Source organism: Cupriavidus sp. MP-37 (genome assembly GCF_020618415.1).
Lineage (GTDB): Bacteria > Pseudomonadota > Gammaproteobacteria > Burkholderiales > Burkholderiaceae > Cupriavidus.
Window position 1 is genome coordinate 718257 of record NZ_CP085344.1, and the last position, 24014, is coordinate 742270.

Below are 24014 nucleotides of genomic sequence, written 5' to 3' on the forward strand. Positions count from 1 at the left end.
CGCTTCGTTGAAACGCCCGCCCTCACCCCCGCCCCTCTCCCATAAATGGGAGAGGGGAGAAAACCAGCGTTCACGGGGCTCGCGTCAACGAATCACCTGCCCCTTCGAATTGATGATCGTCATCTCCACGAACTTCGAGCCGACGTGGTTCTCCGGCGTGAAGTTGACGATAAACCCGCCCAGGTCGTAGTTGCGCATCGATTCCAGCGCGGTCACCAGCTTCTCGCGCGTCAAATCCTTGCCGGCGCGGCGCAGGCCTTCGGTGAAGGTCTTGGCGGCGATAAAGCCCTCGATGCTGGCGTAGTCGAATTCGCTGGGCTTGCCCGCGGCCTGCAGCAGGCGCAGGTATTCGCGCACGATCGGCAGCGTGGCGTTGCCGGGGTGCGGCATCACCTGCGAGATGATCACGCCGCTGCCCTGCGCGCCGACCACGTTGGCCAGCGCCTGCGTGCCGACGAAGGACACGTTGTAGAATTGGCCGTTGTAGCCGCGGCGCAGCGCTTCCTTGACGAAGGCGCCGGCGGTGCGGTAGGCGCTGATCATGACCACGGCGTCGGGCTTGGCTTTCATCGAGCCCTGCATGGCGTCGCCGATTTCCGTGGTGTTGCGCACCACCGGTTCGCGCGCGACGATCTGCACGCCGCTGTCGGGCGCGGCCTTGAGCGCGCGCTCGAGCCCGTCCAGGCCGGCCTTGCCGTAGGCGTCCTCGTTGTAGACCACGGCCACGCGCTTGAGCCCGGTGGTCTGGATCTGGCGCAGGATGGCCGCGGTTTCCTCGTTGTAGCCGGCGCGCACATGGAACACGTAGCGGCTGCGCGGCTCGCGCAGCGACTGCGCGCCGGTGTACGGACCGAAGAACGGCACCCTGGCCTGGATCGCGAGCGGCAGCGCCGCCTGACTGGTCGGCGTGCCGACATAGCCGAACAGGGCGAAGACGCGGTCTTCCTCGATCAGCTTGCGGGTGTTCTTGGCCGCCGGTTCGGGCTCGTAGTAGTCGTCCAGCGCCTGGAGCCGGATCTTGCGCCCGTGGATGCCGCCCTGCTGGTTGATGTGGTCGAAATACAGCAGCGCGCCCGAGTTCATCTGCTTGCCAAGCACGGCGGTCGGGCCAGTCAGCGCGGCGGACTGGCCCAGCAGGATGGTGTCGGCGGTGACGCCGTGCTCGGATGTGGTGGTGGCGGCGTTTGCCGCAAAAGCGGCGCAGCACGCGCCGCCCATGCCGATGGCGCACGCCACCAGCAGGCCGGCAAGCCGGCCCTTGACCCCGGATCGGAAAGACATAAACCCCCCGCGAATGATGGTTCGGTTACCCGTTCGCCGCGTTGGCCGGTCTGCGCCGGCGAGCTGCTGGATCGTGCGGCATGGTGCGCGTCGCGGTCTCTGCCGCGAGCGCGCCGGCACATCATAATCGAATACAATCGGGACGAGATACTCCCCGCCGCCGCCACGCACGCCCGGGGAAGCGCCGCCCGCTGGCGCGACGCAGGCGCCGCCACCCGCCGCCTGCGCCGGCATCTCCCATTCCGTACGACCGAACGAAAACAACACATCCCCCGCCCGGAGACCCCATGGCTTCCCGCATCGTCCGCGCCGCCTGCCCGCATGACTGTCCCGATACTTGTGCCTTGCTCGTCACCGTCGAGGACGGCCGCGCCGTCAAGGTGGCGGGCGATCCCGACCATCCCGGCACGCAGGGCGTGCTGTGCACCAAGGTGTCGCGCTACACCGAGCGCACCTACCACCCGGACCGCCTGCTGACGCCGATGAAGCGCGTCGGCAAGAAGGGCGAGGGCAAGTTCGCGCCGATCTCCTGGGATGAGGCGCTCGACACCATCGCCAGCCGCCTGCAGGCGATCGCCGCGCGCGATCCGCAGGCGATCGTGCCGTACAGCTATGCCGGCACCATGGGGCTGGTGCAGGGCGAAAGCATGGCGGCGCGCTTCTTCAACAAGCTGGGCGCGTCGCGGCTGGACCGCACCATCTGCGCCAGCGCCGGCGCCACCGCGCTGCGCTACACCTACGGCGCCAGCGTCGGCATGGACATGGAGCATGTGGTCGATGCCAGGCTGGTGATCATCTGGGGCGGCAACCCGATCGCCTCCAACCTGCATTTCTGGACCCGTGCGCAGGAGGCCAAGCGGCGCGGCGCCACGCTGGTGGCGATCGACCCGTACCGCTCGCTCAGCGCCGAGAAGTGCCACCGCCATATCGCGCCGATGCCTGGCACCGACGGCGCGCTGGCGCTGGCGATGATGCACGTGCTGATCCGCGACGGCCTGCTCGACCACGACTACATCGAACGCCACACCGTGGGCTTCGAGGCGCTGCGCGAGCGCGCGCAGGCGTATCCGCCGGCGCGCGCCGCCGAGATCTGCGGCATCCCGGTCGAGGACATCGAATGGCTGGCCGGGCTCTACGGCCAGCTGGCGGTGCGCGAGCGCCAGCCGGTGGCGATCCGGCTGAACTACGGCATGCAGCGCGTGCACGGCGGCGGCCAGGCGGTGCGCGCGGTGGCGTGCCTGCCGTCGCTGGTGGGCGCGTGGCGCCATCCGGCGGGTGGGCTGCAGCTGTCGACCTCGGGCTTCTTCCCTATCAACGAAGCCGCGCTGCAGCGCCCGGACCTGCTGCCGGGATGGCCGCAGCAACTGCCGCGCCTGGTCAACATGAGCACCATCGGCGATGCCTTGCTGGCCGAAGCCGCGCCCGGCGCGCCGCGCATCGAGGCGGTGGTGGTCTACAACAGCAACCCGGTGGCGGTGGCGCCGGAATCCGGCAAGGTCGCCGCGGGCTTCGCGCGCGAGGACCTGTTCACGGTGGTGCTGGAGCACTTCCGCACCGACACCGCCGACTATGCCGACATCATCCTGCCCGCGACCACGCAGCTCGAGCACACCGACGTGCACAAGGCCTACGGCCATACCTATTTCCTGGCCAACAACGCCGCCATCGCGCCGCTGGGCCAGGCCCTGCCCAACACCGAGATCTTCCGCCGGCTGGCGCAGCGCATGGGCTTTACCGACCCCTGCTTTGCCGACAGCGACGAGGCCATCGCCGCGCAGGCCATCCTGCCGGACGATGCGCGCGCGGCCGGAATCAGCTGGGAAGCGCTGAAAGCGCAGGGCTGGCAGAAGCTGGCGCTGCCGGCGGCGCCGTTCGCCGAGGGCGGCTTTCCGACACCATCGGGCAAGTGTCAGCTCTATTCGGAGCCGATGGCGCGCGACGGCTTCGATCCGCTGCCCGACTACGTGCCGCAGTACGAAGCGCCGCAGACCGCGCCGGAACTGGCGGCGCGCTATCCGCTGGCGATGATCTCGCCGCCGGCGCGCAATTTCCTCAACAGCTCGTTCGTCAACGTCGACAGCCTGCGCGCCACCGAGGGCGAGCCGCACCTGGACCTCCATCCGGCCGACGCCGCCGAGCGCGGCATCGTGCACGGCGCGCTGGTGCGCGCCTTCAATGACCGCGGCAGCATGGTGGCGCGCGCGCGCGTCACCGATCGGGCCCGGCGCGGGCTGGTGGTGGGGCTGTCGATCTGGTGGAAGAAGCTCGCGCCCGATGGCAAGAACGCCAATGAGCTGACCAGCCAGCGCCTGACCGACCTGGGCCGGGCGCCGGTGTTCTACGACTGCCTGGTGCAGGTCGAAGCCTGCGCGCAAGGGGCAGTCGAGGCGGCATGACGCGCCCGCGCGGCTGCCGCGGCTGGGCGGCACTCGTGGGGGCGGCGGCGCTGACGGCCCTGGTGCTGCTGACGGCGGGATGCGAGGCGGTCGGCTACTACGCGCAGTCGATCGGCGGCCATCTCGGCGTGATGGCCCAGGCGCAGCCGCTGACCGACGCGATCGCCAGCGCGCGCGACGCCAACGATGCGCGCCTGGCCCAGCGGCTGGCGCTGGCCGGCCGCATGCGCGACTTTGCCTCGCGCGAGCTGAAGCTGCCCGACAACGGCAGCTACCGCCGCTACGCCAACCTGCACCGGCCCTATGTGGTGTGGAGCGTGTTCGCCACGCCGGAGCTGTCGATGGAGCTGCGCAAGTGGTGCTTCCCCATCGTCGGCTGCATCAGCTACCGCGGCTACTACGCCCAGTCCGACGCCGAGCAGTATGCGCAAGGCCTGCGCCGCGACGGGCTCGAGACCTATGTGGCCGGCGTCCCCGCCTATTCGACGCTGGGCTATTTCGATGACCCGCTGCTCAATACCTTCGTCTATCTGCCGGAGGGCGAGCTGGCGCGGCTGATCTTCCATGAACTGGCGCACCAGGTGGTGTACGTGCGCAACGACACCGCCTTCAACGAGTCCTTCGCCACCGCGGTGGAAGCCGCCGGCGTCGAGCGCTGGCTGGACCAGGACGCGTCGGAGGATGCGCGTATCAGCTACCGCCAGTACGATGCCCGGCGCCAGCAGTTCCGCGCGCTGCTGCTGGGCACGCGCGACCGGCTGGTGGCGCTGTACCAGACGCCGCTCGACGACGCCGCCAAGCGCGAGGGCAAGGCGAAGATCTTTGCCGACCTGCGTGCCGGCTATGCGCGGCTGCGTACCGAATGGGGCGGCTACAGCGGCTATGACCGCTGGTTCGACCAGCCGCTCACCAACGCCCACCTGGCCGCGGTGGCGACCTACCAGCAATGGGTGCCGGCCTTCACCGCGCTGCTGGCGCGCTGCGACGGCGACTGGCAGCGCTTCTATGCCGAGGCGCGCCGCATCGGCACGCTGCCTGCCGCCGAGCGCGAGGCGGCATTGCGCCGGCTGGCGCCGCCGGCCACCCGTACCGACACGCTGGCCGCGGGCGTCAAGGCAGCGGCCAACTAGGCCGCGGGCTGGCTTCGGGCGGCAACCCCGGTGCCGCGCCGATGTGCCCGTGCGAGAATGCCGTCATGTCGATTGCTCCCAGATCCGAACCGCTGGCGCCGCCGTCGGGCGCGCCGACCGAGCCCCAGCCGGCCCGCCCGCATATCGCCGAGCGCCAGGAGGCGCGCCGCCGGCAGATCCTCGATACCGCCGCGCAGCTGTTCTACAGCAAGGGCTATCCCGGCATGACCATGAACGACCTGTGCCGCGCGCTGGGCGTGACCAAGCCGGCGGTCTACTACTACTTCACTGACAAGTACGAGATCTTCGACATCCTGTGCCGGGAGTCGGCCCAGACCTGCCTGCCGGTGATCCGCGAGACCGCGGACCCGGCGCAACCCGTCCAGGCGCGCCTGCACGCCTGCCTGCTGGAGATGGCGCGGCGCTGCATCGCTTGCCACGTGCCGGCCACGCTGAGCTTTCGCGACCGGCAGTACCTGCGCCCGGACACCGTGGCGTGGCTCGACAGCATGGCGCGGGACTTCTATCGCGACCTCTATGCGCTGCTGGAAGAAGGCAAGCGCGACGGGGCGTTCGCCTTTGGCGACGCGCGCGTGACCGCGCATGCGATCGGCAGCGTGGTCGGCTTCCTGTACACCTGGCACGAACCGGGGCGCACCGACCCCGAGACCCTGGCGCAGGAACTCGCGGCCAGCATGATGAAGCTGGTACTGCCCAGCGGCGGGTGAGCGCGGCGCAGACACCTAGGGGTTATCCCGCTGCCGATGTCCGATCGGTGGCGCATAATGCTCGCGAGGGGCGCAAAGGATGGGCGAACGACCCTGAGGACTTCGTCTAAGTTGTTGTTTTAACCGGGGCGCACGTTTAGCATCTCGGCAAAATCGAACGACCATTCAGAAATTCAGGAGACGGTGCTATGGAAAGAATTTGGCTGAAACACTACCCGGCCGGCGTCCCTGCCGAGATCGATGCCAGCCAGTTCCGCTCGCTTGCCGCGCTGCTCGAGGCGTCTTTCCACACCTATGCCGACCGCAAGGCCTTCATCTGCATGGACAAGGCCATCACCTACGGCGAACTGGACCGGCTCTCGACCCATTTCGCCGCGTGGCTGCAGTCGCGCGGACTGCGTCCCGGCGCGCGCGTCGCCATCATGATGCCGAACGTGCTGCAGTACCCGGTGGTGCTGGCCGCGGTGCTGCGCGCGGGCTTCGTGGTGGTCAACGTCAACCCGCTCTACACCCCGCGCGAACTCGAGCACCAACTCAAGGACAGCGGCGCCGAAGCCATCGTGATCCTGGAGAACTTTGCCGCGACGCTGCAGCAGGTGCTGCCCCGGACGCCGGTCAAGCACGTGGTGGTGGCCAGCATGGGCGACATGCTGGGCGGGCTGAAGGGCGCGATCGTCAATTTCGTCGTGCGCAACGTCAAGAAGATGGTGCCGGCGTGGGAGCTGCCCAACTGCGTGCGCTTCAACAGCGTGCTGGCCGAAGGCCGCAAGCTGACGCTGCAGCCGGCCACCACCGGGCCCGACGACATCGCCTTCCTGCAGTACACGGGCGGCACCACGGGGGTGTCCAAGGGCGCGGTGCTGCTGCACCGTAACGTGGTCGCCAACGTGCTGCAGTCCGAGGCCTGGATGCAGCCGGCGCTGAACAAGGGCGCCCATATCGACCAGCCCATCACCATCACGGCGCTGCCGCTGTACCACATCTTCGCGCTGACGGTCTGCTGCCTGCTCGGCATGCGCAGCGGCGGCACCAGCGTGCTGATCCCGAATCCGCGCGACATCCCGGGCTTCATCAAGGAACTGCAGAAGTACAAGTTCAACATGTTCCCGGCTGTCAACACGCTCTACAACGCGCTGCTCAACCACCCCGACATCGGCAAGGTCGACTTCTCCGGCCTGCGCGTGGCCAACGGCGGCGGCATGGCGGTGCAGGAGGCGGTGGCCAAGCAATGGCTGGCCAAGACCGGCTGCCCCATCATCGAGGGCTACGGCCTGTCCGAGACCTCCCCTTCGGCCACCTGCAACCCGACCGACACCGATGCGTTCTCCGGCACCATCGGCATGCCGCTGCCGTCGACCGAAGTCGTGATCCGCGACGACGACGGCAACGACGTGCCGCTGGGCCAGCCGGGCGAGATCTGCATCCGCGGCCCGCAGGTGATGGCCGGCTACTGGAACCGTCCCGACGAGACCGCCAAGGTCATGACGCCGGATGGCTTCTTCAAGACCGGCGATATCGGCATGATGGACGAGCGCGGCTATACCCGGATCGTCGACCGCAAGAAGGACATGATCCTGGTGTCGGGCTTCAACGTGTATCCGAACGAGGTCGAAGGCGTGGTGGCGGAGTGCCCGGGCGTGCTGGAAGTGGCGGCGGTCGGCGTGCCGGACACGCACTCGGGCGAGGTGGTCAAGCTGTTCGTGGTGAAGAAGGACCCGGCGCTGACCGAGGCCGACGTGATCGAATTCTGCAAGGAGCGCCTGACCGGCTACAAGCGGCCCAAGTACGTCGAGTTCCGCACCGAGCTGCCGAAGACCAACGTCGGCAAGATCCTGCGCCGCGAACTGCGCGACAGCCGCGCCGCAGCCTGAACCCGGCGCCACGGAAACGACAACGGCCTCCTCGGAGGCCGTTGTGCATTCAGGCAGGGCAATGCCGGGTCAACACTCGTTCGATGGCGCCAGCCGCGCCTCCTGGCCGCCGTCGGGGTAGATCACGCGCACGCAGGCGCCAGGCTCCAGCCCCGGCGCCGCCGGTGCGTTGGCCGACACCATGGCGCCGTCCAGGGTGCGCACCTTGTACTGGAACAGGTCCACTTGCTGCACCGGCGCCGGCTTGCTGAACAGCCGGCTCAGGTCGAAGGCAAAGCCCACCCCCACGCCGCCGCCGTGCCCGCCGCTGGCGGCACCCACGCCGACGCTGGTGCCGCCGCCGTAGTAAGGGGGCACCTGGGCCACGTCCAGGCGGGTCAGGAACACTCTTTCGGTGACACGGCCCAGCTTGATGGTGGCGTTCACCGGGGTGACCTGCGGCGGCTGCGGCGTGCTGCTGCAGGCGGCCAGCACCGGCAGCAGGCCGCCCAGGGTAAGGATGGCATGCGGTTTCATGGCGAGATCAGGCCGGATTTGAGCCGGCCAAGCAGTCGGAACAAGGCGCGCCGGTCGGTCTCGGCCAGGCCCGAGAACAGTTGCCCGATCCAGTCCTCGTGCGCGCGCGCCATGCGCGAGAACGCGGCGCGCCCGGCCGGCGTCAGGCGGATCAGATAGGCGCGCCGATCGGTGGGCAGGGCCTCGCGCGAGACCAGCCCTTCCTGCTGCAGCTGGTCGGTGATGCCCGTGACGTTGCCGCCGGTCACCATCATGCGGCGCGACAGCTCGCCCATCTTGAGCCCTTCGGGATGGCGGTCGAGCTGGGCCATCAGGTCGAAGCGGGGCAGGGTGCAGGCGAACTCCTGGCGCAGCCGCGAGCGGATATCCGCCTCGATCAGGTTGGTGCAGGTCAGCAGCCGCAGCCATAGCCGCAGGGCCTCGTGCTCGGTGTGGTCGGCGCGGGTTTCGAGGTCGACCGGCGCGCTCTCGGCGCCGGGGGCGGGAGACAGGTTGGGCATCTTCAGTGCGGCAGGTGTGCGGCAGGTGTGCGGCAAGCGCCGCCTGGGGCCGCCCACGCTGCGGGCGGCCGACATTTGATGCCTCAAGTATATGCGCGATACGCGCCGCAGCCCTGCCGGCGATCAAGCCCGCGCCGCCGCGTGCGTCAATCCACCTTGGCGCCCGAATCCTTGACCACCTTGGCCCATTTCGCGGTTTCGGCGCGGATGAACGCGGCGAACTGCTCCGGCGTGTTGCCGACCGGCTCGGCGCCCTGCGCCTGCAGCCGTTCGCGCACCGCCGGGGCGCCCAGGGCCTTGGCCACTTCCTGATGGATGCGCTGGATCACGTCCGTCGGCGTGCCGGCCGGCGCCAGCATGCCGAACCAGGAGCTGGCCTCGTACTGCGGCAGGCCGGCGGCCTGGGCGATGGTGGGCACGCCCGGCAGCGCCGGCGACGGCTTTGCGCTGGTCACCGCCAGCGCCTTGAGCTTGCCGCTCTTGATCAGCGCCATCGACGACGGCAGGTTGTCGAACATCACCTGCATGGTGCCGCCCGCCAGGTCGGTCAGCGCGGGACCGCTGCCCTTGTACGGGAAGTGCACCATGAAAGTCCGGGTTTGCGTCTTGAACAGCTCGCCGGCCAGGTGGATCGAGGTGCCGTTGCCGCTCGAGGCCATGTTGATCTTGCCGGGATTGGCGCGCGCATAGGCAATCAGGTCCTTGACGCTGTCGATCTTGTGCTGCTGCGCAAACGCCGGATTGAGCACCAGCACGTTGGGCACCGCCGCCACCTCGGTGATCGGCGCGAAATCCTTGATCGGGTCGAACGGCAGCTTGCCGTACAGCGACTGGTTGATGCCATGGGTGCCGACGGTGCCCATCAGCAGCGTATAGCCGTCGGGCGCGGCCTTGGCGACGATGTCGGCGCCGATATTGCCGCCGGCGCCGGGCTTGTTGTCGACCACCACGTTCCAGCCTGGCAGCTTGCCGAGTTCGGCCGCAACCGCGCGCGCCAGGATGTCGGTGGTGCCGCCCGCGGCAAACGGCACCACCAGCCGGATCGGCTTGGCCGGATACGGGTCGGCGGCGAGCGCCGGCTGGGCGGCAAGCGCGCCGAGGCTGGCGGACAGCAGCAGCGCAACGACGCGCCGGCGAGTGGGTTGCATGCTTGGTCTCCTGTTGTGGCCCGCTGGATAGCCCACGGTGCGTATGGTCAGTGCATTCTAGTCGGCACCCGCGGCGGCGCCGATGAGGTGATGCCCTATGGATGCCCTATGGCGTGCGCGCACGGTGGCGCAATGAAAAAAGGCACCCGAAGGTGCCTTGCAGGATCGGCCTTGGAAGGCGGATCAGAACTTGTGGCGGATGCCCACCGCGACGCCGACCATGTTGTCCTTGCCGGTGCCCAGGAAGTAGCCGTTGGCGAAGCTGATGGCCGAGGTGTCGAAGTTGACGCCGGCGTTCTTCGCGTAGGCGGTGGTCAGGTAGACGTCGGTGCGCTTGGACAGGTTGTAGTCCGCGACAAACGAAATCTGCCAGGGGTTCTTGATGTTGTTGGTGGTGCCGGTGGCGGCCAGGTTCAGGTTCTTGACGTCGTCATAGAAGTAGGCGAGCGTCAGGCCCAGCGCCGGGGTGACCTGGTAGTTGGCACCGACCCAGTAGTAGTTGTCCTTCAGGATGGTGTTCTCGTTGGGTGCCTTGTTCATGCCCCAGCGGTAGCCGGCCATCAGCTTGGCCGGGCCGAAGGCGTAGCTCGCGGCAACCGCGGCCTTCTTGAACTCGCCGGTGCCGCCGGCGGCGTTCAGGGTCGGGTTGTACTGGTCGTAGGCCGCCGAAATGCCGAACGGACCTGCCGCCCACGCCAGGCCGGCACCGTAGCCGGTGTCGCGGCGGAACTGACCCGGGACCTCGCCGGCGCCGGCCACGCCGTTGCCGAACGACCAGTGGGCGATTGCCGTCACCGGACCGAACTTGCCGGTGTACTTGGCGGTGTTGTCCGAGCGGAAGTTCAGGCCCAGCTGCGCCACCACCGGCTCATACTGGGTGGCGTAGCCGGTCGGCGAGAAGTTGGCCATCATGTCGAACAGCGTGGTGTACTGGCGACCGAAGGTGAAGCGACCAACCTGGTTGCTTTCCAGGCCGACATAAGCCTGACGACCGAACAGGCGGCCGCCTTGCTGCAAGCGGCCATCATCCAGGCCGAAACCGCTTTCGAGCACGAACAGCGCCTTCAGGCCGCTGCCGAGGTCTTCCACGCCGCGCAGACCCCAACGCGAACCGGACAGGCCGCCCGAGGTCAGCCGGAAGACGTTTTCCGCCGGGCCGGTTGCCAGGCCATTGGCGGCCGACGGGGTGACGCTGGACATGTTGCTCACGTATTCGATGTTGGCATCGACCACACCGTACAGGGTCACGCTCGATTGGGCCTGCGCCGCCCCAGCAAATGCGCCAAGCGCTGCCAGCGCCAGAAGCGATTTCTTCATGCTCGTTGATCTCCACTGTAAGAATTATTGGTGACGGCGCGGAAGAACCTCCTGATGGTCTCCATCCCCCGTGCGTCAAACTTCCTTCGAAGTTGCGAAGTACTGTAACAAACAACTTTTCGTTCACCATTGGGGCCCAACCCCTTGTCTTGTTTTAACAACTCAGGGTTTGTGAGTAGCCAGGCGTATCAACGCAAGGCGGGATGCGGGCTGGCGGCGATTAGAGGCAAGCTACAATACGGGTAATCCCGATGGCGCCCCGGCGTGCCGCGCCGCGGCCGCGCACCCCACCATGGCAGGGGCTTGCCCGGGCACCGATTCCAACCGCCTCTGCGACATGGACAACCTGATCAAAGAATTCGACGTGGCCCTGCGCGCCATTGCCGGCGCCACGCGTTCGGCGCGCGCCAACCCGGCCGACCGGCTGGCGCCGGAAACCGAACAGATGAGCCCCGAAGAGCGCCGCCATGTGGCCGGCCTGATGCGCATCAACCATGTCGGCGAGGTCTGCGCGCAAGCCCTGTACCAGGCGCAGAAGCTGACCGCGCGCAACGGTGCCGTGCGCGCGCAGATGGACGCCGCCGCGCGCGAAGAGGAAGACCACCTGGCCTGGTGCGCCGAGCGCCTGCGCGAACTGGGTTCGCGTCCCAGCCTGCTCAATCCCCTGTGGTACGCCGGCGCCTTCGCCATCGGCTGGGTCGCCGGCCGTGCCGGCGATCGCGTCAGCCTTGGCTTCGTTGCCGAGACCGAGCGCCAGGTCGAGCACCACCTCGGCGGACACCTGGACCGCCTGCCCGAGTCCGACGGCCGCTCCCGCGCCATCCTGGAACAGATGCGCGACGACGAGATCCGCCACGGCGACGCCGCGCGCGAGGCCGGCGGCATGCCGTTGCCGGCGCCGGTGCGGGCGCTGATGCGCGGTGCCTCGCGCGTGATGACCACCGCCGCCTACCGCATCTGAGGTCCGTCGTCCGAGCCCGGGCGGCTCCCGCCGAGCCCTGGATTCAGCAGGGCTGGCGGGCATTTGTTGTATCCTCGGGGCGCGCGCCGGGACAGGTCTTTCCCGCGTGGTCGGCAGTTCCTCCGCAAGTGGTTCTCAGGTGGTTTCTCTGCTTTCCTCCCTAACATCTTCATTTCATTAAGGAATCACTTTTCCGGTGCGTGAGGTGTGCGCGCTAAGTCATTGTTCTGATTAAAAAAATCTCGTTTGCACCCCGGCCTGCAGCCTTGACCGCCCATATCGCTTCCTCTAAAGTGGGAAATAGTGTGAGGAAGTGTATTTTTGTGTGAAATTGGGCCCCGGCCGTGGGATGATTCTCGCCATAGCCGGAACGGAAGGATTCACGCGCATGCCGGCCGGCGAAGCGTTCGCGGCGCCGGCATGGACCGGGAGCAAGCTTGTTTCAGGGAGCATCGGCGCTGTCGCTGGATGCCAAGGGGCGGATGTCGATTCCGTCCCGGCATCGCGAAGCGCTGCAACAGCAGGCCGAGGGCCGGGTGACGCTGACCAAGCACCCGGATGGCTGCCTGCTGCTGTTTCCCCGGCCCGAGTGGGAAAACTTCCGCACGCGCATTGCAGCGCTGCCGATGGATGCGCACTGGTGGAAGCGCATCTTCCTGGGCAACGCCGCCGACGTGGAAATGGACGGCGCGGGCCGGGTGCTGATCGCACCGGAGCTGCGCAGTGCCGCCATGCTCGACAAGGAAGTCATGCTGCTCGGCATGGGCAGCCATTTCGAAGTGTGGGATGCCGCAACCTACGCCGCCAAGGAGCAACAGGCGATGGCGCAGGGCATGCCCGAAGCATTGAAGAATTTCTCTTTCTGAAGAGGTCATGAGTCCTACCGGAACCCCGGCAACCCCCGCCCTGCACCATCGCACCGTGCTGCTGGACGAGGCCGTCGACGCGCTGGTCTGGCGGCCCGACGGGGTTTACGTCGACGGCACCTTCGGCAGGGGAGGGCACAGCCGGGCGGTACTGGCCCGGCTGGGGCCAGACGGGGCCCTGGTTGCGTTCGACAAGGACCCAGCAGCAATCGCAGAAGCGGGCACCATCAAGGATGCCCGCTTCTCCATTGAGCACGCGAGCTTTGCGGCGATGGCCGAGCGCCTGTCGGGGCGCGGCCATGTCGCCGGCGTGCTGCTCGACCTGGGGATCAGCTCGCCCCAGATCGATGAGGCGGCGAGGGGGTTTTCCTTTCGTTTCGAGGGCCCGCTGGACATGCGCATGGACACCACGCGCGGCATCACTGCCGCCCAGTGGCTGGCGCAGGCGGATGAGCAGGACATTGCCAGGGTGATACGAGACTATGGGGAAGAACGGTTTGCTATACAGATTGCAAAGGCGATTGTTGCTCGCCGGAGCGAATCCGGCGATGGCGGACCCGTCGCCACTACTGCCGACCTTGCCGCGCTCGTGGCGAAAGCCGTCAAAACACGCGAGAAGGGTCAGGACCCTGCGACCCGCACCTTTCAGGCTCTACGGATTCACATCAATCAAGAGCTTGAGGACCTCGAAAGAGGGCTGAAGGCGGCTTATGACCTGCTGCAGGTTGGGGGACGCCTGGTGGTGATCAGCTTCCATTCGCTGGAGGACCGCATCGTCAAGCGGTTCATGGCGGCGCACGCCCGTCCCCAGCAGGATGCCGATCCGGCGCTGCGCCGCGCGCCGCTGCGCGCGGCCGACCTGCCGCAACCGACGCTGCGCCTGCTGGGGCGCTACAAGCCGGGCGCCGCAGAGGTGGCCGCCAACCCGCGCGCGCGCTCGGCGGTGATGCGCGTCGCCGAAAAGCTGGCCGCAGCGCCCGCCGGCGCAGGGGCGCGCGCATGAACCGCCTGACCTTCTTCCTGCTGGCCGCGCTGATCCTGTGCGCGCTGTCGCTGGTGAGCGCGCAGCACCAGGCGCGCACGCTGTTCGTCGCGCTGGAGCGGGCCCAGGCCGAAGAAAGGCAACTCGATGTCGACTGGTCGCGCCTGCAATACCAGCAGAGCGCGCTCGGCAAGAGCGCGCGCATTGCCGACGCCGCGCGCGCGCAGCTGAAGATGGCCCCGATCAACCCCGGCAAGACCCAGTACCTGTCGGGCATCGTGCTGCCGCCGGCACCGTCCGCGCCGGCCAGCGCAGCGGAGGCGCGCTGATGAGCATGGCCCGCCCCAACCCGCCCCGCCGCGACCGCAACGGCACCGCCTCGCGCCCGCGCAGCGGCCAGTTCGCCGCCAGCCCGGTGCTGGGCCTGCGCCTGCCGATGTGGCGCTCCAAGCTGGTGGTGTTCCTGATGTTCGCGGCGTTCGTCGCGCTGGCCCTGCGCGCGGCCTGGATCCAGGGGCCGGGCAACCAGTTCTACGAGGCCGAGGGCAAGAAGCGCTTCCAGCGCACGCTGGAATTGCCGGCCACGCGCGGCAAGATCCTCGACCGCAACGGCCTGGTGCTGGCCACCAGCCTGCCGGTCAAGGCAATCTGGGCGGTGCCCGAGGACGTGCCCAACCAGGTCGAGGCGGCCAAGATCCGCCAGCTGGCCCGGCTGCTCGGCATGTCCGAGAAGGACCTGAGCAAGAAGCTGTCCGAGGACAAGGGCTTTGTCTACCTGAAGCGCCAGGTGCTGCCCGACGTCGCCGACAAGATTGCCGCGCTGAAGATCGAAGGCATCCACCAGACCCGCGAATACAAGCGCTTCTACCCGGAAGGGGAGGCGATGGCGCATATCGTCGGCTTCACCAACGTGGAGGACCGCGGGCAGGAAGGCGTCGAGCTGGCGCGCGAGAGCGGCCTGGCCGGCCGCGCCGGCGCGCGCCAGGTGATCAAGGACCGGCTCGGCCGCGTGGTCGAGGACATCGGCGTGCTGAAGACCCCGCGCGATGGCGAGGACATCCAGCTGTCGATCGACGCCAAGATCCAGTACCTGGCCTACAACGAGCTCAAGGCGGTGGTAGAGAAGCACAAGGCCAAGGCCGCCAGCGCGGTGGTGCTCGACGCCCAGACCGGCGAGGTGCTGGCGCTGGCCAACTGGCCCACCTACAACCCCAACGACCGCACCCGGCTGTCGGGTGAGCAGCTGCGCAACCGCGTGCTGACCGACACCTTCGAGCCCGGCTCGATGATGAAGCCGATCACGGTGGGGCTGGCGCTGCAGCTCAAGCGCGTGTCGCCGTCGACGGTGATCGCCACCACCGGCAAGTACCAGTTCGAAGGCGCCACCATCACCGATACCCACAACTACGGCGCGCTCACCGTCACCGGCGTGATCCAGAAGTCGTCCAACATCGGCACGACCAAGATCGCGATGATGATGAAGCCGCAGGAAATGTGGGACATGTACACCAGCATCGGCCTGGGCCAGGCGCCCAAGATCGGCTTCCCCGGCGCGGTGGCCGGGCGCGTGCGCCCGTACAAGAGCTGGCGCCCGATCGAGCAGGCCACCATGTCATATGGCTACGGCCTGTCGGTGTCGCTGTTCCAGATGGCGCATGCCTACACCATCTTCGCGCACGATGGCGAGCTGATCCCGGTGACGATGTTCCGCACCAACGGCCCCGCCACCGGCGAGCGCATCCTGTCGCCGCAGGTGGCGCGCGACGTGCGCGCGATGATGGAAACCGTGACCGCGCCCGGCGGCACCGCGCCCGAGGCGCAGGTGATGGGCTACCGCGTCGGCGGCAAGACCGGCACCGCCTACAAGCACGAAGGGCGCGGCTACAACCGCAGCAAGTACCGCGCCTCGTTCATCGGCCTGGCGCCGATGTCGAACCCGCGCATCATCGTCGCCGTCAGCGTGGACGAGCCTACCGCCGGCAGCCACTACGGCGGCCTGGTCGCCGGTCCGGCGTTCGCGGCCATCACCGGCGGCACGCTGCGCGCGCTGAACGTCCAGCCCGATTCGCCGATCCGCCAGCTGGTGGTCAGCGACAAGGTGCAGGAAAGCGAACCGTGGAGCTCGACCCAATGAGATCGACCCGATGACGGCCAAGCCCCTGCTCCCCCTCGAGGTCACCGCCCAGGCCAGCAACGCGCTGGCCTGGCTGCGTACCAACGTGGCCGCCGCGGCGCAGCTGAGCGGCGATACCCGGCGCCTGGCGCGCGGCGATGTGTTCTTCGCCTACGTGCTGGGCAACGACCGCCTCGCCACCGACGGCCGGCCCTATATCGCGCAGGCGATTGCCGCCGGCGCCGGCGCCGTGGTCTATGAGGCCGACGGCTTCGACTGGCCCTTCGGCGACGCCGTGCCGCACCTGGCCGTGAGCCGCCTGCACCAGCTGGCCGGCCCGATCGCCGCCGGCTGGCACGGCAACCCGGCGCGCGGCCTGGCCGTGACCGGCATTACCGGCACCAACGGCAAGACCTCATGCAGCCAGTGGCTGGCGCGGGTGCTGCAGGCGGCCGGCACGCGCTGCGCGGCCATCGGCACGCTCGGCACGGGCTTCCCGGACGCGCTGCAGGCAACCGGCTTCACCACCCCCGACGCGGTGCAGCTGCAGGCCAGCCTGGCCACGCTGCACGACGCCGGCGCGCGCGCCGTGGCGATGGAAGTGTCGTCGCACGGCCTCGAGCAGGAGCGCGTGGCGGGCACGCATTTCTCGGTGGCGGTGCTGACCAACCTGACCCAGGACCACCTCGACTACCACGGCTCGATGGCCGAGTACGAGGCCGCCAAGGCGCGCCTGTTCCGCTGGGACGGCCTGCGCACCGCGGTGATCAACCGCGACGACGCCATGGGCCAGCGCCTGCTGGCGGCCGACGCCGCCGCCGTGGCCGCGCCGCACGTGATCGAATACGGCATCGACGGCCCCGCCGCCGCCACGGTGCGCGGCCCGCGCGGCGCATGGCTGCGCGCCACCAACGTGCGCGCCACGGCCACCGGCACCGCCTTCCATATCGACGGCAGCTTTGGCCACGCGGAAATGGCGACGCCGATGATCGGCGCCTTCAATGTCAGCAACCTGCTCGCAGTGCTGGGCGCCGCGCTGGCCAGCGGGGTGGCGTGGGATGCGGCGATTGCCGCGCTGCGCGCGCTGGCGCCGGTGGAAGGACGGATGGAACTGTTCGGCGCCGGCAGCGGCCATGACGCCGCGCAGGCGCCGCTGGCGGTGGTCGACTACGCCCACACGCCCGACGCGCTCGAGCAGACCCTGGCCGCGTTGCGCCCGGTGGCGCAGGCGCGCCACGGCCGCCTGTGGTGCGTGTTCGGCTGCGGCGGTGACCGCGACCCGATCAAGCGCCCGCTGATGGGCGCCGTGGCCGAGCGCCTGGCCGACGAAGTCGTGCTGACCAGCGACAACCCGCGCAGCGAAGATCCGCAGGACATCCTCGACGCGATTGCCGACGGCATGGCCGAGCGCGCGCGCGGGCGCCAGATCGAAGACCGCGCCGCCGCCATCCTCTATGCCGTGCGGCACGCGGCGCCGGCCGACGTGGTGCTGGTGGCGGGCAAGGGCCATGAGGCCACCCAGGAGATCCAGGGCCGCAAGCGCCCGTTCTCGGATCGCGAACACGTACGTCTGGCACTGGCCACACGCGGAGTATCGGCATGAGCCAGACCACCATGACCACCTTGCAGCAAGCCGCCGGCTGGATCGCCGGCGCGCGTATCGCCGGCGACGGCGCCGTGCCGTTCGCGCGCGTGCATACCGACAGCCGCAGCGTCGAGGCCGGCGACCTGTTCGTGGCCCTGCAGGGCGAGCGCTTCGACGCGCACGACTTCATTGCCGACGTGGTCGCGCGCGGCGCCGCCGCGGTGCTGGTGAGCCGCGAGGTCGACGCCGGGGTGCCGGCCATCGTTGCGCCGGACACGCGTCTCGCGCTGGGCGAACTGGGCGCCGGCTGGCGCCGCCAGTTCACGCTGCCGGCGGTGGCGGTGACCGGCAGCAATGGCAAGACCACGGTCAAGGAAATGATCGCGGCGATCTTCGCCGCGGCCGTCGGCGAAGACCAGCGCCTGGCCACCGGCGGCAACCTGAACAACGACATCGGCCTGCCGCTGACGGTGCTGCGCCTGCGCGCCACGCACCAGTTGGCGGTGCTGGAGCTGGGCATGAACCATCCGGGCGAGACGGTCTACCTGGCCGGCATCGCCCAGCCCACCGTGGCGGTGATCACCAACGCGCAGCGCGAGCACCAGGAGTTCATGGTCAGCGTGGAAGCCGTGGCGCACGAGCACGCCGCCGCCATCGCCGCACTGCCGGCCGACGGCGTGGCGGTGTTCCCGCTCGACGCGGAAAGCGGCGGCGCCTACGCCCCGGTGTGGCGCGCGGCCGCGGGCGCGCGCCGCGTGCTGTCGTTCGGCACCTCGCAGCAGGCCGACGTGCACGCCACCGTGGCGCTGGTCGATGGCGTGCAGGTGATGCAGGTGCGCGCGCCGGGCCATGCCTTCGAGGTGCGGCTGGCGCTGCTGGGCGAGCACAACGTGCGCAACGCGCTGGCGGCGATCGCCTGCGCGCTCGCCGCCGGCGTGCACGTGCCGGCAATCCAGGCGGGCCTGGAGGCGTTCAAGCCCGTGAAGGGGCGGCTGCAGGTCAAGTACACGCCGGCCGGCACGGTGGTGATCGACGACACCTACAACGCCAACCCCGACTCGATGCGCGCCGCCATCGACGTGCTGGCCGGCTTTGCCGCGCCGCGCGTGCTGGTGCTGGGCGACATGGGCGAGGTGGGCGACCAGGGCCCGGCGTTCCACGACGAGATCGGTGCCTACGCCCGGGCGCGCGGCATCGACGTGCTGTGGGCCACCGGCGCGCTGGCGGTGCACGCGGTACAGGCGTTCGGCGCCAACGGCCGCCATTTCGGCAGCGCGGAAGAGCTGGCAAAGGCCTTGGAGGAAGACAGCGGGGGCATGGTGGCGCAAGCGGGCGCCGTGCTGGTGAAGGGATCGCGCTTCATGCGCATGGAACGGATGGTCGCGGCGCTGGTCGCAGACACTTCCGCACACTAAATAAGACAACACGATGTTATTGGCTCTGGCCCAGTGGCTGCAAAACGACTACAGCTTCCTCCGGGTCGTCAACTACCTGACCTTCCGCGCGGTGATGGCCAACGTCACCGCGCTGGTGATCGGCCTGGCGTTCGGGCCGTGGGTGATCCGCAAGCTGACCGAGCTGAAGGTCGGCCAGGCGGTGCGCACCATCGGCCCGCAGACGCACCTGGTCAAGTCCGGCACGCCCACCATGGGCGGCGTGCTGGTGCTGGTGTCGATCGCCGTGTCGACGCTGCTGTGGTGCGACTGGGGCAACCGCTTTATCTGGGTGGTGATGCTGGTCACCTTCGGCTATGGCGCGATCGGCTGGGTCGACGACTACCGCAAGGTGGTGTATCGCGACCCGCGCGGCATGTCGAGCCGCGAGAAGTTTTTCTGGCAGACGCTGATCGGCCTGGTGGCGGCGGTCTACCTGGCGTTCTCGGTGTCCGAGAGCAGCAATGTGCGGGTCTGGGAACTGTTCCTGAACTGGGTCGAGGGCGGGCTGTCGCTGGACATGCCGTACAAGTCCAACCTGATCGTGCCCTTCTTCAAGGAGATCAGCTACCCGCTGGGCGTGGCCGGCTTCATCGTGCTGACCTACCTGGTGATCGTGGGCTCGAGCAACGCCGTCAACCTGACCGACGGCCTCGACGGCCTGGTGATCATGCCGGTGGTGCTGGTCGGCGGCGGGCTGGGGGTGTTTGCCTACGTGATGGGCAACGCGGTCTACAGCAAATACCTGCTGTTCCCGCATATCCCGGGCGCGGGCGAGCTGCTGATCTTCTGCTCGGCGCTCGGCGGCGCGGGGCTGGCATTCCTCTGGTTCAACGCGCATCCGGCGCAGGTGTTCATGGGCGACGTCGGCGCGCTGGCGCTGGGCGGCGCGCTGGGCACGGTGGCGGTGATCGTGCGGCAGGAGATCGTGCTGTTCGTGATGGGTGGCATCTTCGTGGTGGAAACACTGTCGGTGATGGCGCAGGTCACCTGGTTCAAGATCACCAAGCGCCGCTATGGCGAGGGCAGGCGGCTGTTCCGGATGGCGCCGCTGCATCACCATTTTGAGTTGGGCGGCTGGAAGGAAACCCAGGTCACGGTGCGCTTCTGGATCATCACCATGCTGCTGGTGCTGATCGGGTTGTCGACGCTGAAGCTGCGTTAAGAGTTCGGGAAGACGCTGCGCCGAAGCCGGCGCAGCCTATATCGATACAGGAAACCAAAGGCAGGAAATCGAAGTGTTTGGCGAGCTGCAAAAACCTCATGTGCTGGTACTGGGCCTCGGCGAGTCGGGGCTGGCCATGGCGCGCTGGTGTGGCCTGAACGGCTGCGCGGTGCGCGTGGCCGACACGCGCGAGGCGCCCGCCAACCTTGTGTTCCTGCAGGCCGAACTGACGTCGGCCGAATTCGCCGGCGGCCCGTTCACCGAGGATCTGCTCGACGGCATCGGCCTGGTGGCGATCAGCCCCGGCTTGTCGCCGCTCGAGCCCGCCACCGCTGCGCTGCTGGCGGCGGCGCAGGCGCGCGGCATCCCGGTGTGGGGCGAGATCGAGCTGTTCGTGCGCGCGCTGCGCCACCTCGAGGCCGAGTCCGGTTATGCGCCGAAGCTGCTGGCGATCACCGGCACCAACGGCAAGACCACCACCACCGCGCTGACCGGCCGCCTGGTCGAGCGCGCCGGCAAGAGCGTGGCGGTGGCAGGCAATATCAGCCCGTCGGCGCTGGACAAGCTGTCGGCCTGCATCGCCTCGGCGTCGCTGCCGGAGGTCTGGGTGCTGGAGCTGTCGAGCTTCCAGCTGGAAACCACCCATACGCTGGCACCGCATGCCGCCACGGTGCTCAACGTGACGCAGGACCACCTCGACTGGCACGGCTCGATGGAAGCCTATGCCGCGTCCAAGGCACGCATCTTCGGCCCGGCCGGCCACGCGTGCGTGCAGGTGCTGAACCGCAACGACCGGCTGACGCTGGACATGGCACGCCCCGGCTCGACGCCGGTGACCTTCGGCATCGACCTGCCCGAAGTGCCGGGCAGCTTCGGCATCCTGCGCGAAGGCGGCATGCCCTGGCTGGTGCTGGCCGAGCCCGATCCCGATGCGGAAGGGGAGGGCAAGCCGCGCCGCCGCAAGGCTGCCGAAGCCGCGCCGGAAGCGGTGCCGGTGCGCCACAAGCGCCTGATGCCGGCCGATGCGCTGCATATCCGCGGCATGCACAACGCCACCAACGCGATGGCCGCGCTGGCGCTGTGCCGCGCCATCGACCTGCCGCTGAACGCGCTGCTGCACGGCCTGCGCGAGTACCGCGGCGAGCCGCACCGCGTCGAGTGGGTCGCCACCATCGACGACGTCGAGTACTTCGACGACAGCAAGGGCACCAACGTGGGCGCCACCGTGGCCGCACTGTCGGGCCTGGACAAGCGCGTGGTGCTGATCGCCGGGGGCGAGGGCAAGGGGCAGGACTTCTCGCCGCTGGCCGCGCCGGTGGCGCAGTACGCGCGCGCGGTGGTGCTGATCGGCCGCGCCGCGGCTGAGTTACGCGAGGCGCTGCAGGGCAGCGGCGCCAGCCTGGTCGATGCCGCCACGCTGGAAGAGGCGGTGACGCAGGCCGCCGCGCTGGCCCAGGCCGGCGACGCGGTGCTGCTGTCGCCGGCGTGCGCCAGCCTCGACATGTTCCGCAACTACGTGCATCGCGCCGAGGTGTTCCGCGGCGCGGTGGAAGAACTGGCGCTGTCCCGGGGGATCCTGCCATGAGTGACGCACAGGTCAAGCGCAGCGGTTTTATCGGCGCCACCATCGGCAATGCCTGGGGCGGCCTGCGCGACGCGGTGTCGGGCGTCAAGCCGACCCGTTCGCGCATGATGGAGTACGACCAGCCCATGCTGTGGGTCTCGATCGTGCTGCTCGCGCTCGGCCTGGTGATGGTCTACTCGGCGTCGATCGCGCTGCCGGACTCGCCGCGCTACGCCAACTATCGCGAAAGCCACTTCCTGGTGCGCCATGCGTTCGCGCTGGGTATCGGGCTGTCGGTCGGGCTGGCGGCGTTCCAGGTGCCGGTCAAGGTGTGGGACCGCTACGCGCCCAAGCTCTTCATCTTCGCGCTGATCCTGCTGGTGATCGTGCTGGTGCCGTTCGTGGGCAAGGGCGTGAACGGCGCGCGGCGCTGGATTCCGCTGGGCGTGATGAACTTCCAGCCGTCCGAGCTGATGAAGCTGGCGGTGGTGCTGTATGCCGCCAACTACACCGTGCGCAAGCAGGAGTGGATGCAGACCGTGTCCAAGGGCTTCCTGCCGATGGGCGTGGCGGTGGTGGTGGTGGGCTTGCTGCTGCTGCTCGAACCCGACATGGGCGCGTTCCTGGTGATCGCCGCGGTGGCGATGGGCATCCTGTTCCTGGGCGGCATCAACGGCAAGCTCTTCGCCGGGCTGGTCGGGGTGGCGGTGGGCGCATTCGCGCTGCTGATCACCGCATCGCCCTGGCGGCGCGAGCGCATCTTCGCCTACCTGAATCCGTGGGAAGAGAGCAACGCGCTGGGCAAGGCGTACCAGCTGACGCACTCGCTGATCGCCTTCGGCCGCGGCGAATGGACCGGCGTGGGGCTGGGCGGCAGCATCGAAAAGCTGCACTACCTGCCCGAGGCGCATACCGACTTCATCCTCGCCGTGATCGGCGAGGAATTCGGCTTTATCGGCGTGCTGGTGGTGATCGTGCTGTTCTACTGGCTGGTGCGGCGCGCCTTCAACATCGGCCGCACCGCGCTGCAGCTGGACCGCACCTTTGCCGGGCTGGTGGCCAAGGGCATCGGCGTCTGGATCGGCTGGCAGACCTTTATCAACATGGGCGTGAACCTGGGGCTGCTGCCGACCAAGGGGCTGACGCTGCCGCTGGTCAGCTATGGCGGCTCGGGCATCCTGATGAATTGCGTGGCGCTGGCGATCCTCCTTCGCATTGATTATGAAAACCGTGTATTGATGCGCGGAGGGAAGGTATGACCGGAGCGCAGCAATACACGGTTTCGGCGAAGGCTAACTTCCTGCGTCAGCAGGAAGTTAAGCGCAGCGGCCGAAGCCAAAATCGCGTGCTGATGCGCGGAGGGAAGGTATGACGCAGCCGCGCACCCTGCTCGTGATGGCCGGCGGCACCGGGGGACATGTGTTCCCCGGGCTGGCGGTCGCGCAGGCGCTGCGCGCGCAGGGCTGGAACGTGGTCTGGCTGGGCAACCGCACCGGCATGGAAGCCACGCTGGTGCCCAAGCACGACATCCCGATGGAGTTCATCCAGTTCGGCGGGTTGCGCGGCAAGGGGCTGGTGACCAAGTTCCTGCTGCCGCTGAACCTGCTGCGCGCGTTCTGGCAGAGCCTTGCCGCGCTGCGCCGGGTGCGTCCGAGCGTGGTGCTGGGCATGGGCGGCTATATCACCTTCCCGGCCGGCATGATGGCGTCGCTGCTGGGGCGGCCGCTGGTGCTGCACGAGCAGAACTCGATCGCAGGCCTCGCCAACAAGGTGCTGGCCAGGGTGGCGGACCGCGTGCTGTGCGCGTTCCCCGATGCACTGCCCGGCAGTGAATGGACCGGCAACCCGGTGCGCGAGGAGCTGGCGCAGCTGGACGCGCCCGAGGCGCGCTACGACCGGCGCGACGGCCCGCTGCGCATCCTGGTGGTGGGCGGCAGCCTGGGCGCCGCAGCGCTCAACGAGGTGGTGCCCAAGGCGATCGCAATGTTGCCGCAGGACCAGCGTCCGGTGGTGACGCACCAGGCGGGCGCGAAGCAGATCGACACGCTGCGCGCCAACTACGCCGCGGCGCAGGTGCCGGCGCAGACCTTGCCGTTCATCGACGACATGACGCGCGCCTATGCCGACGCCGACCTGGTGATCTGCCGCGCCGGGGCGATGACGGTGTCGGAAGTGGCGGCGGCGGGCGTGGCGGCGCTGTTCGTGCCGTTCCCGCATGCGGTGGACGACCACCAGACCACCAACGCACAGTTTTTGTCGAGCCAGGGCGCGGCCCTGCTCGTGCAGCAGAAAGACCTGACGGCCGAGGGCCTGGCGCAGACCATTGCCAGCCTGACCCGGCCGCAGCTGAAAGACATGGCGCGCCTGGCGCGCGGACTGGCCCGGCCTGAGGCAACCCGGCGCGTCGCCGAGGTCTGCCGCGAGCTGGCCAGGGACTGAAGTGAGCGAAGCAGCAATC

At 68.7% G+C, this 24014-nt stretch carries 20 protein-coding genes; 15 read left to right on the plus strand and 5 right to left on the minus strand.

Annotated elements, in window-relative coordinates:
• Nucleotides 1-84: 84 nt before the first annotated feature.
• The gene (locus LIN44_RS03415; protein ID WP_227313509.1) at nt 85-1281 is read right to left on the minus strand and encodes an ABC transporter substrate-binding protein; all 1197 of its coding nucleotides are present in this window, start codon (nt 1279-1281) and stop codon (nt 85-87) included.
• A 287-nt stretch (nt 1282-1568) separates the two neighbouring features.
• Between LIN44_RS03415 and LIN44_RS03420 the strand changes: the two genes are divergently transcribed.
• The 4 genes from LIN44_RS03420 (at nt 1569) to LIN44_RS03435 (ending at nt 7406) form a co-directional block, all read left to right on the plus strand.
• Entirely contained in the window at nt 1569-3677 is a 2109-nt protein-coding gene (locus LIN44_RS03420) for a molybdopterin-dependent oxidoreductase (protein WP_227313510.1), read from the plus strand.
• Nucleotides 3674-4807 carry an aminopeptidase gene (locus LIN44_RS03425; protein ID WP_227313511.1) on the plus strand — a complete coding sequence of 378 codons (1134 nt, stop codon included), beginning with the start codon at nt 3674-3676 and terminating at the stop codon, nt 4805-4807. Before LIN44_RS03420 ends, LIN44_RS03425 begins: the two co-directional genes overlap by 4 nt.
• 65 nt (nt 4808-4872) lie before the next feature.
• Nucleotides 4873-5535 (plus strand): TetR/AcrR family transcriptional regulator, encoded by a 663-nt coding sequence (locus tag LIN44_RS03430; protein ID WP_227313512.1) that lies wholly within the window; start codon nt 4873-4875, stop codon nt 5533-5535.
• A gap of 188 nt (nt 5536-5723) precedes the next feature.
• Entirely contained in the window at nt 5724-7406 is a 1683-nt protein-coding gene (locus LIN44_RS03435; protein WP_227313513.1) for a long-chain fatty acid--CoA ligase, read from the plus strand.
• Between the two features lie 69 nt (nt 7407-7475).
• Here the strand turns inward: LIN44_RS03435 and LIN44_RS03440 are convergent, their stop codons facing one another.
• The 4 genes from LIN44_RS03440 to LIN44_RS03455 form a co-directional block, all read right to left on the minus strand.
• Nucleotides 7476-7922, minus strand: a complete 447-nt coding sequence (locus tag LIN44_RS03440; protein WP_227313514.1) for a hypothetical protein — start codon at nt 7920-7922, stop codon at nt 7476-7478.
• Entirely contained in the window at nt 7919-8422 is a 504-nt protein-coding gene (locus tag LIN44_RS03445) for a MarR family winged helix-turn-helix transcriptional regulator (protein WP_227313515.1), read from the minus strand. Before LIN44_RS03445 ends, LIN44_RS03440 begins: the two co-directional genes overlap by 4 nt.
• A gap of 146 nt (nt 8423-8568) precedes the next feature.
• Complete coding sequence (locus LIN44_RS03450) at nt 8569-9570, minus strand: tripartite tricarboxylate transporter substrate binding protein (RefSeq protein ID WP_227313516.1); 1002 nt, start codon at nt 9568-9570, stop codon at nt 8569-8571.
• 183 nt (nt 9571-9753) lie between these two features.
• Complete coding sequence (locus LIN44_RS03455; protein ID WP_227313517.1) at nt 9754-10887, minus strand: porin; 1134 nt, start codon at nt 10885-10887, stop codon at nt 9754-9756.
• Nucleotides 10888-11224: 337 nt separating this feature from the next.
• On the opposite strand from LIN44_RS03455, the gene coq7 reads away from it, so the two are divergent.
• The 11 genes from coq7 (at nt 11225) to murG (ending at nt 23995) form a co-directional block, all read left to right on the plus strand.
• On the plus strand, nt 11225-11848 hold the full coding sequence (gene coq7, locus LIN44_RS03460; RefSeq protein ID WP_227313518.1) for a 2-polyprenyl-3-methyl-6-methoxy-1,4-benzoquinone monooxygenase: 624 nt from the start codon (nt 11225-11227) through the stop codon (nt 11846-11848).
• 437 nt (nt 11849-12285) lie between these two features.
• The gene (gene mraZ, locus LIN44_RS03465) at nt 12286-12714 is read left to right on the plus strand and encodes a division/cell wall cluster transcriptional repressor MraZ (protein WP_018006227.1); all 429 of its coding nucleotides are present in this window, start codon (nt 12286-12288) and stop codon (nt 12712-12714) included.
• Nucleotides 12715-12721: 7 nt separating this feature from the next.
• Entirely contained in the window at nt 12722-13717 is a 996-nt protein-coding gene (gene rsmH, locus LIN44_RS03470; RefSeq protein ID WP_227313519.1) for a 16S rRNA (cytosine(1402)-N(4))-methyltransferase RsmH, read from the plus strand.
• Nucleotides 13714-14025: a cell division protein FtsL gene (gene ftsL / locus LIN44_RS03475; protein WP_227313520.1), complete on the plus strand. Its 312-nt coding sequence runs from the start codon at nt 13714-13716 to the stop codon at nt 14023-14025. Before rsmH ends, ftsL begins: the two co-directional genes overlap by 4 nt.
• Nucleotides 14025-15830, plus strand: a complete 1806-nt coding sequence (locus LIN44_RS03480) for a penicillin-binding protein 2 (protein ID WP_227313521.1) — start codon at nt 14025-14027, stop codon at nt 15828-15830. The genes ftsL and LIN44_RS03480 overlap by 1 nt, the downstream gene beginning before the upstream one ends.
• Nucleotides 15831-15840: 10 nt before the next feature.
• Nucleotides 15841-17412: a UDP-N-acetylmuramoyl-L-alanyl-D-glutamate--2,6-diaminopimelate ligase gene (locus LIN44_RS03485; RefSeq protein ID WP_227313522.1), complete on the plus strand. Its 1572-nt coding sequence runs from the start codon at nt 15841-15843 to the stop codon at nt 17410-17412.
• Nucleotides 17409-18809: a UDP-N-acetylmuramoyl-tripeptide--D-alanyl-D-alanine ligase gene (gene murF / locus LIN44_RS03490; protein ID WP_227313523.1), complete on the plus strand. Its 1401-nt coding sequence runs from the start codon at nt 17409-17411 to the stop codon at nt 18807-18809. The genes LIN44_RS03485 and murF overlap by 4 nt, the downstream gene beginning before the upstream one ends.
• Nucleotides 18810-18822: 13 nt before the next feature.
• The gene (gene mraY, locus LIN44_RS03495) at nt 18823-19992 is read left to right on the plus strand and encodes a phospho-N-acetylmuramoyl-pentapeptide-transferase (protein WP_012353957.1); all 1170 of its coding nucleotides are present in this window, start codon (nt 18823-18825) and stop codon (nt 19990-19992) included.
• Nucleotides 19993-20065: 73 nt separating this feature from the next.
• Nucleotides 20066-21577: a UDP-N-acetylmuramoyl-L-alanine--D-glutamate ligase gene (gene murD / locus LIN44_RS03500; RefSeq protein ID WP_227313524.1), complete on the plus strand. Its 1512-nt coding sequence runs from the start codon at nt 20066-20068 to the stop codon at nt 21575-21577.
• On the plus strand, nt 21574-22815 hold the full coding sequence (ftsW, locus tag LIN44_RS03505) for a putative lipid II flippase FtsW (RefSeq protein WP_227313525.1): 1242 nt from the start codon (nt 21574-21576) through the stop codon (nt 22813-22815). Before murD ends, ftsW begins: the two co-directional genes overlap by 4 nt.
• 109 nt (nt 22816-22924) lie before the next feature.
• On the plus strand, nt 22925-23995 hold the full coding sequence (murG, locus tag LIN44_RS03510) for an undecaprenyldiphospho-muramoylpentapeptide beta-N-acetylglucosaminyltransferase (protein ID WP_227313526.1): 1071 nt from the start codon (nt 22925-22927) through the stop codon (nt 23993-23995).
• Nucleotides 23996-24014 lie beyond the last annotated feature (19 nt).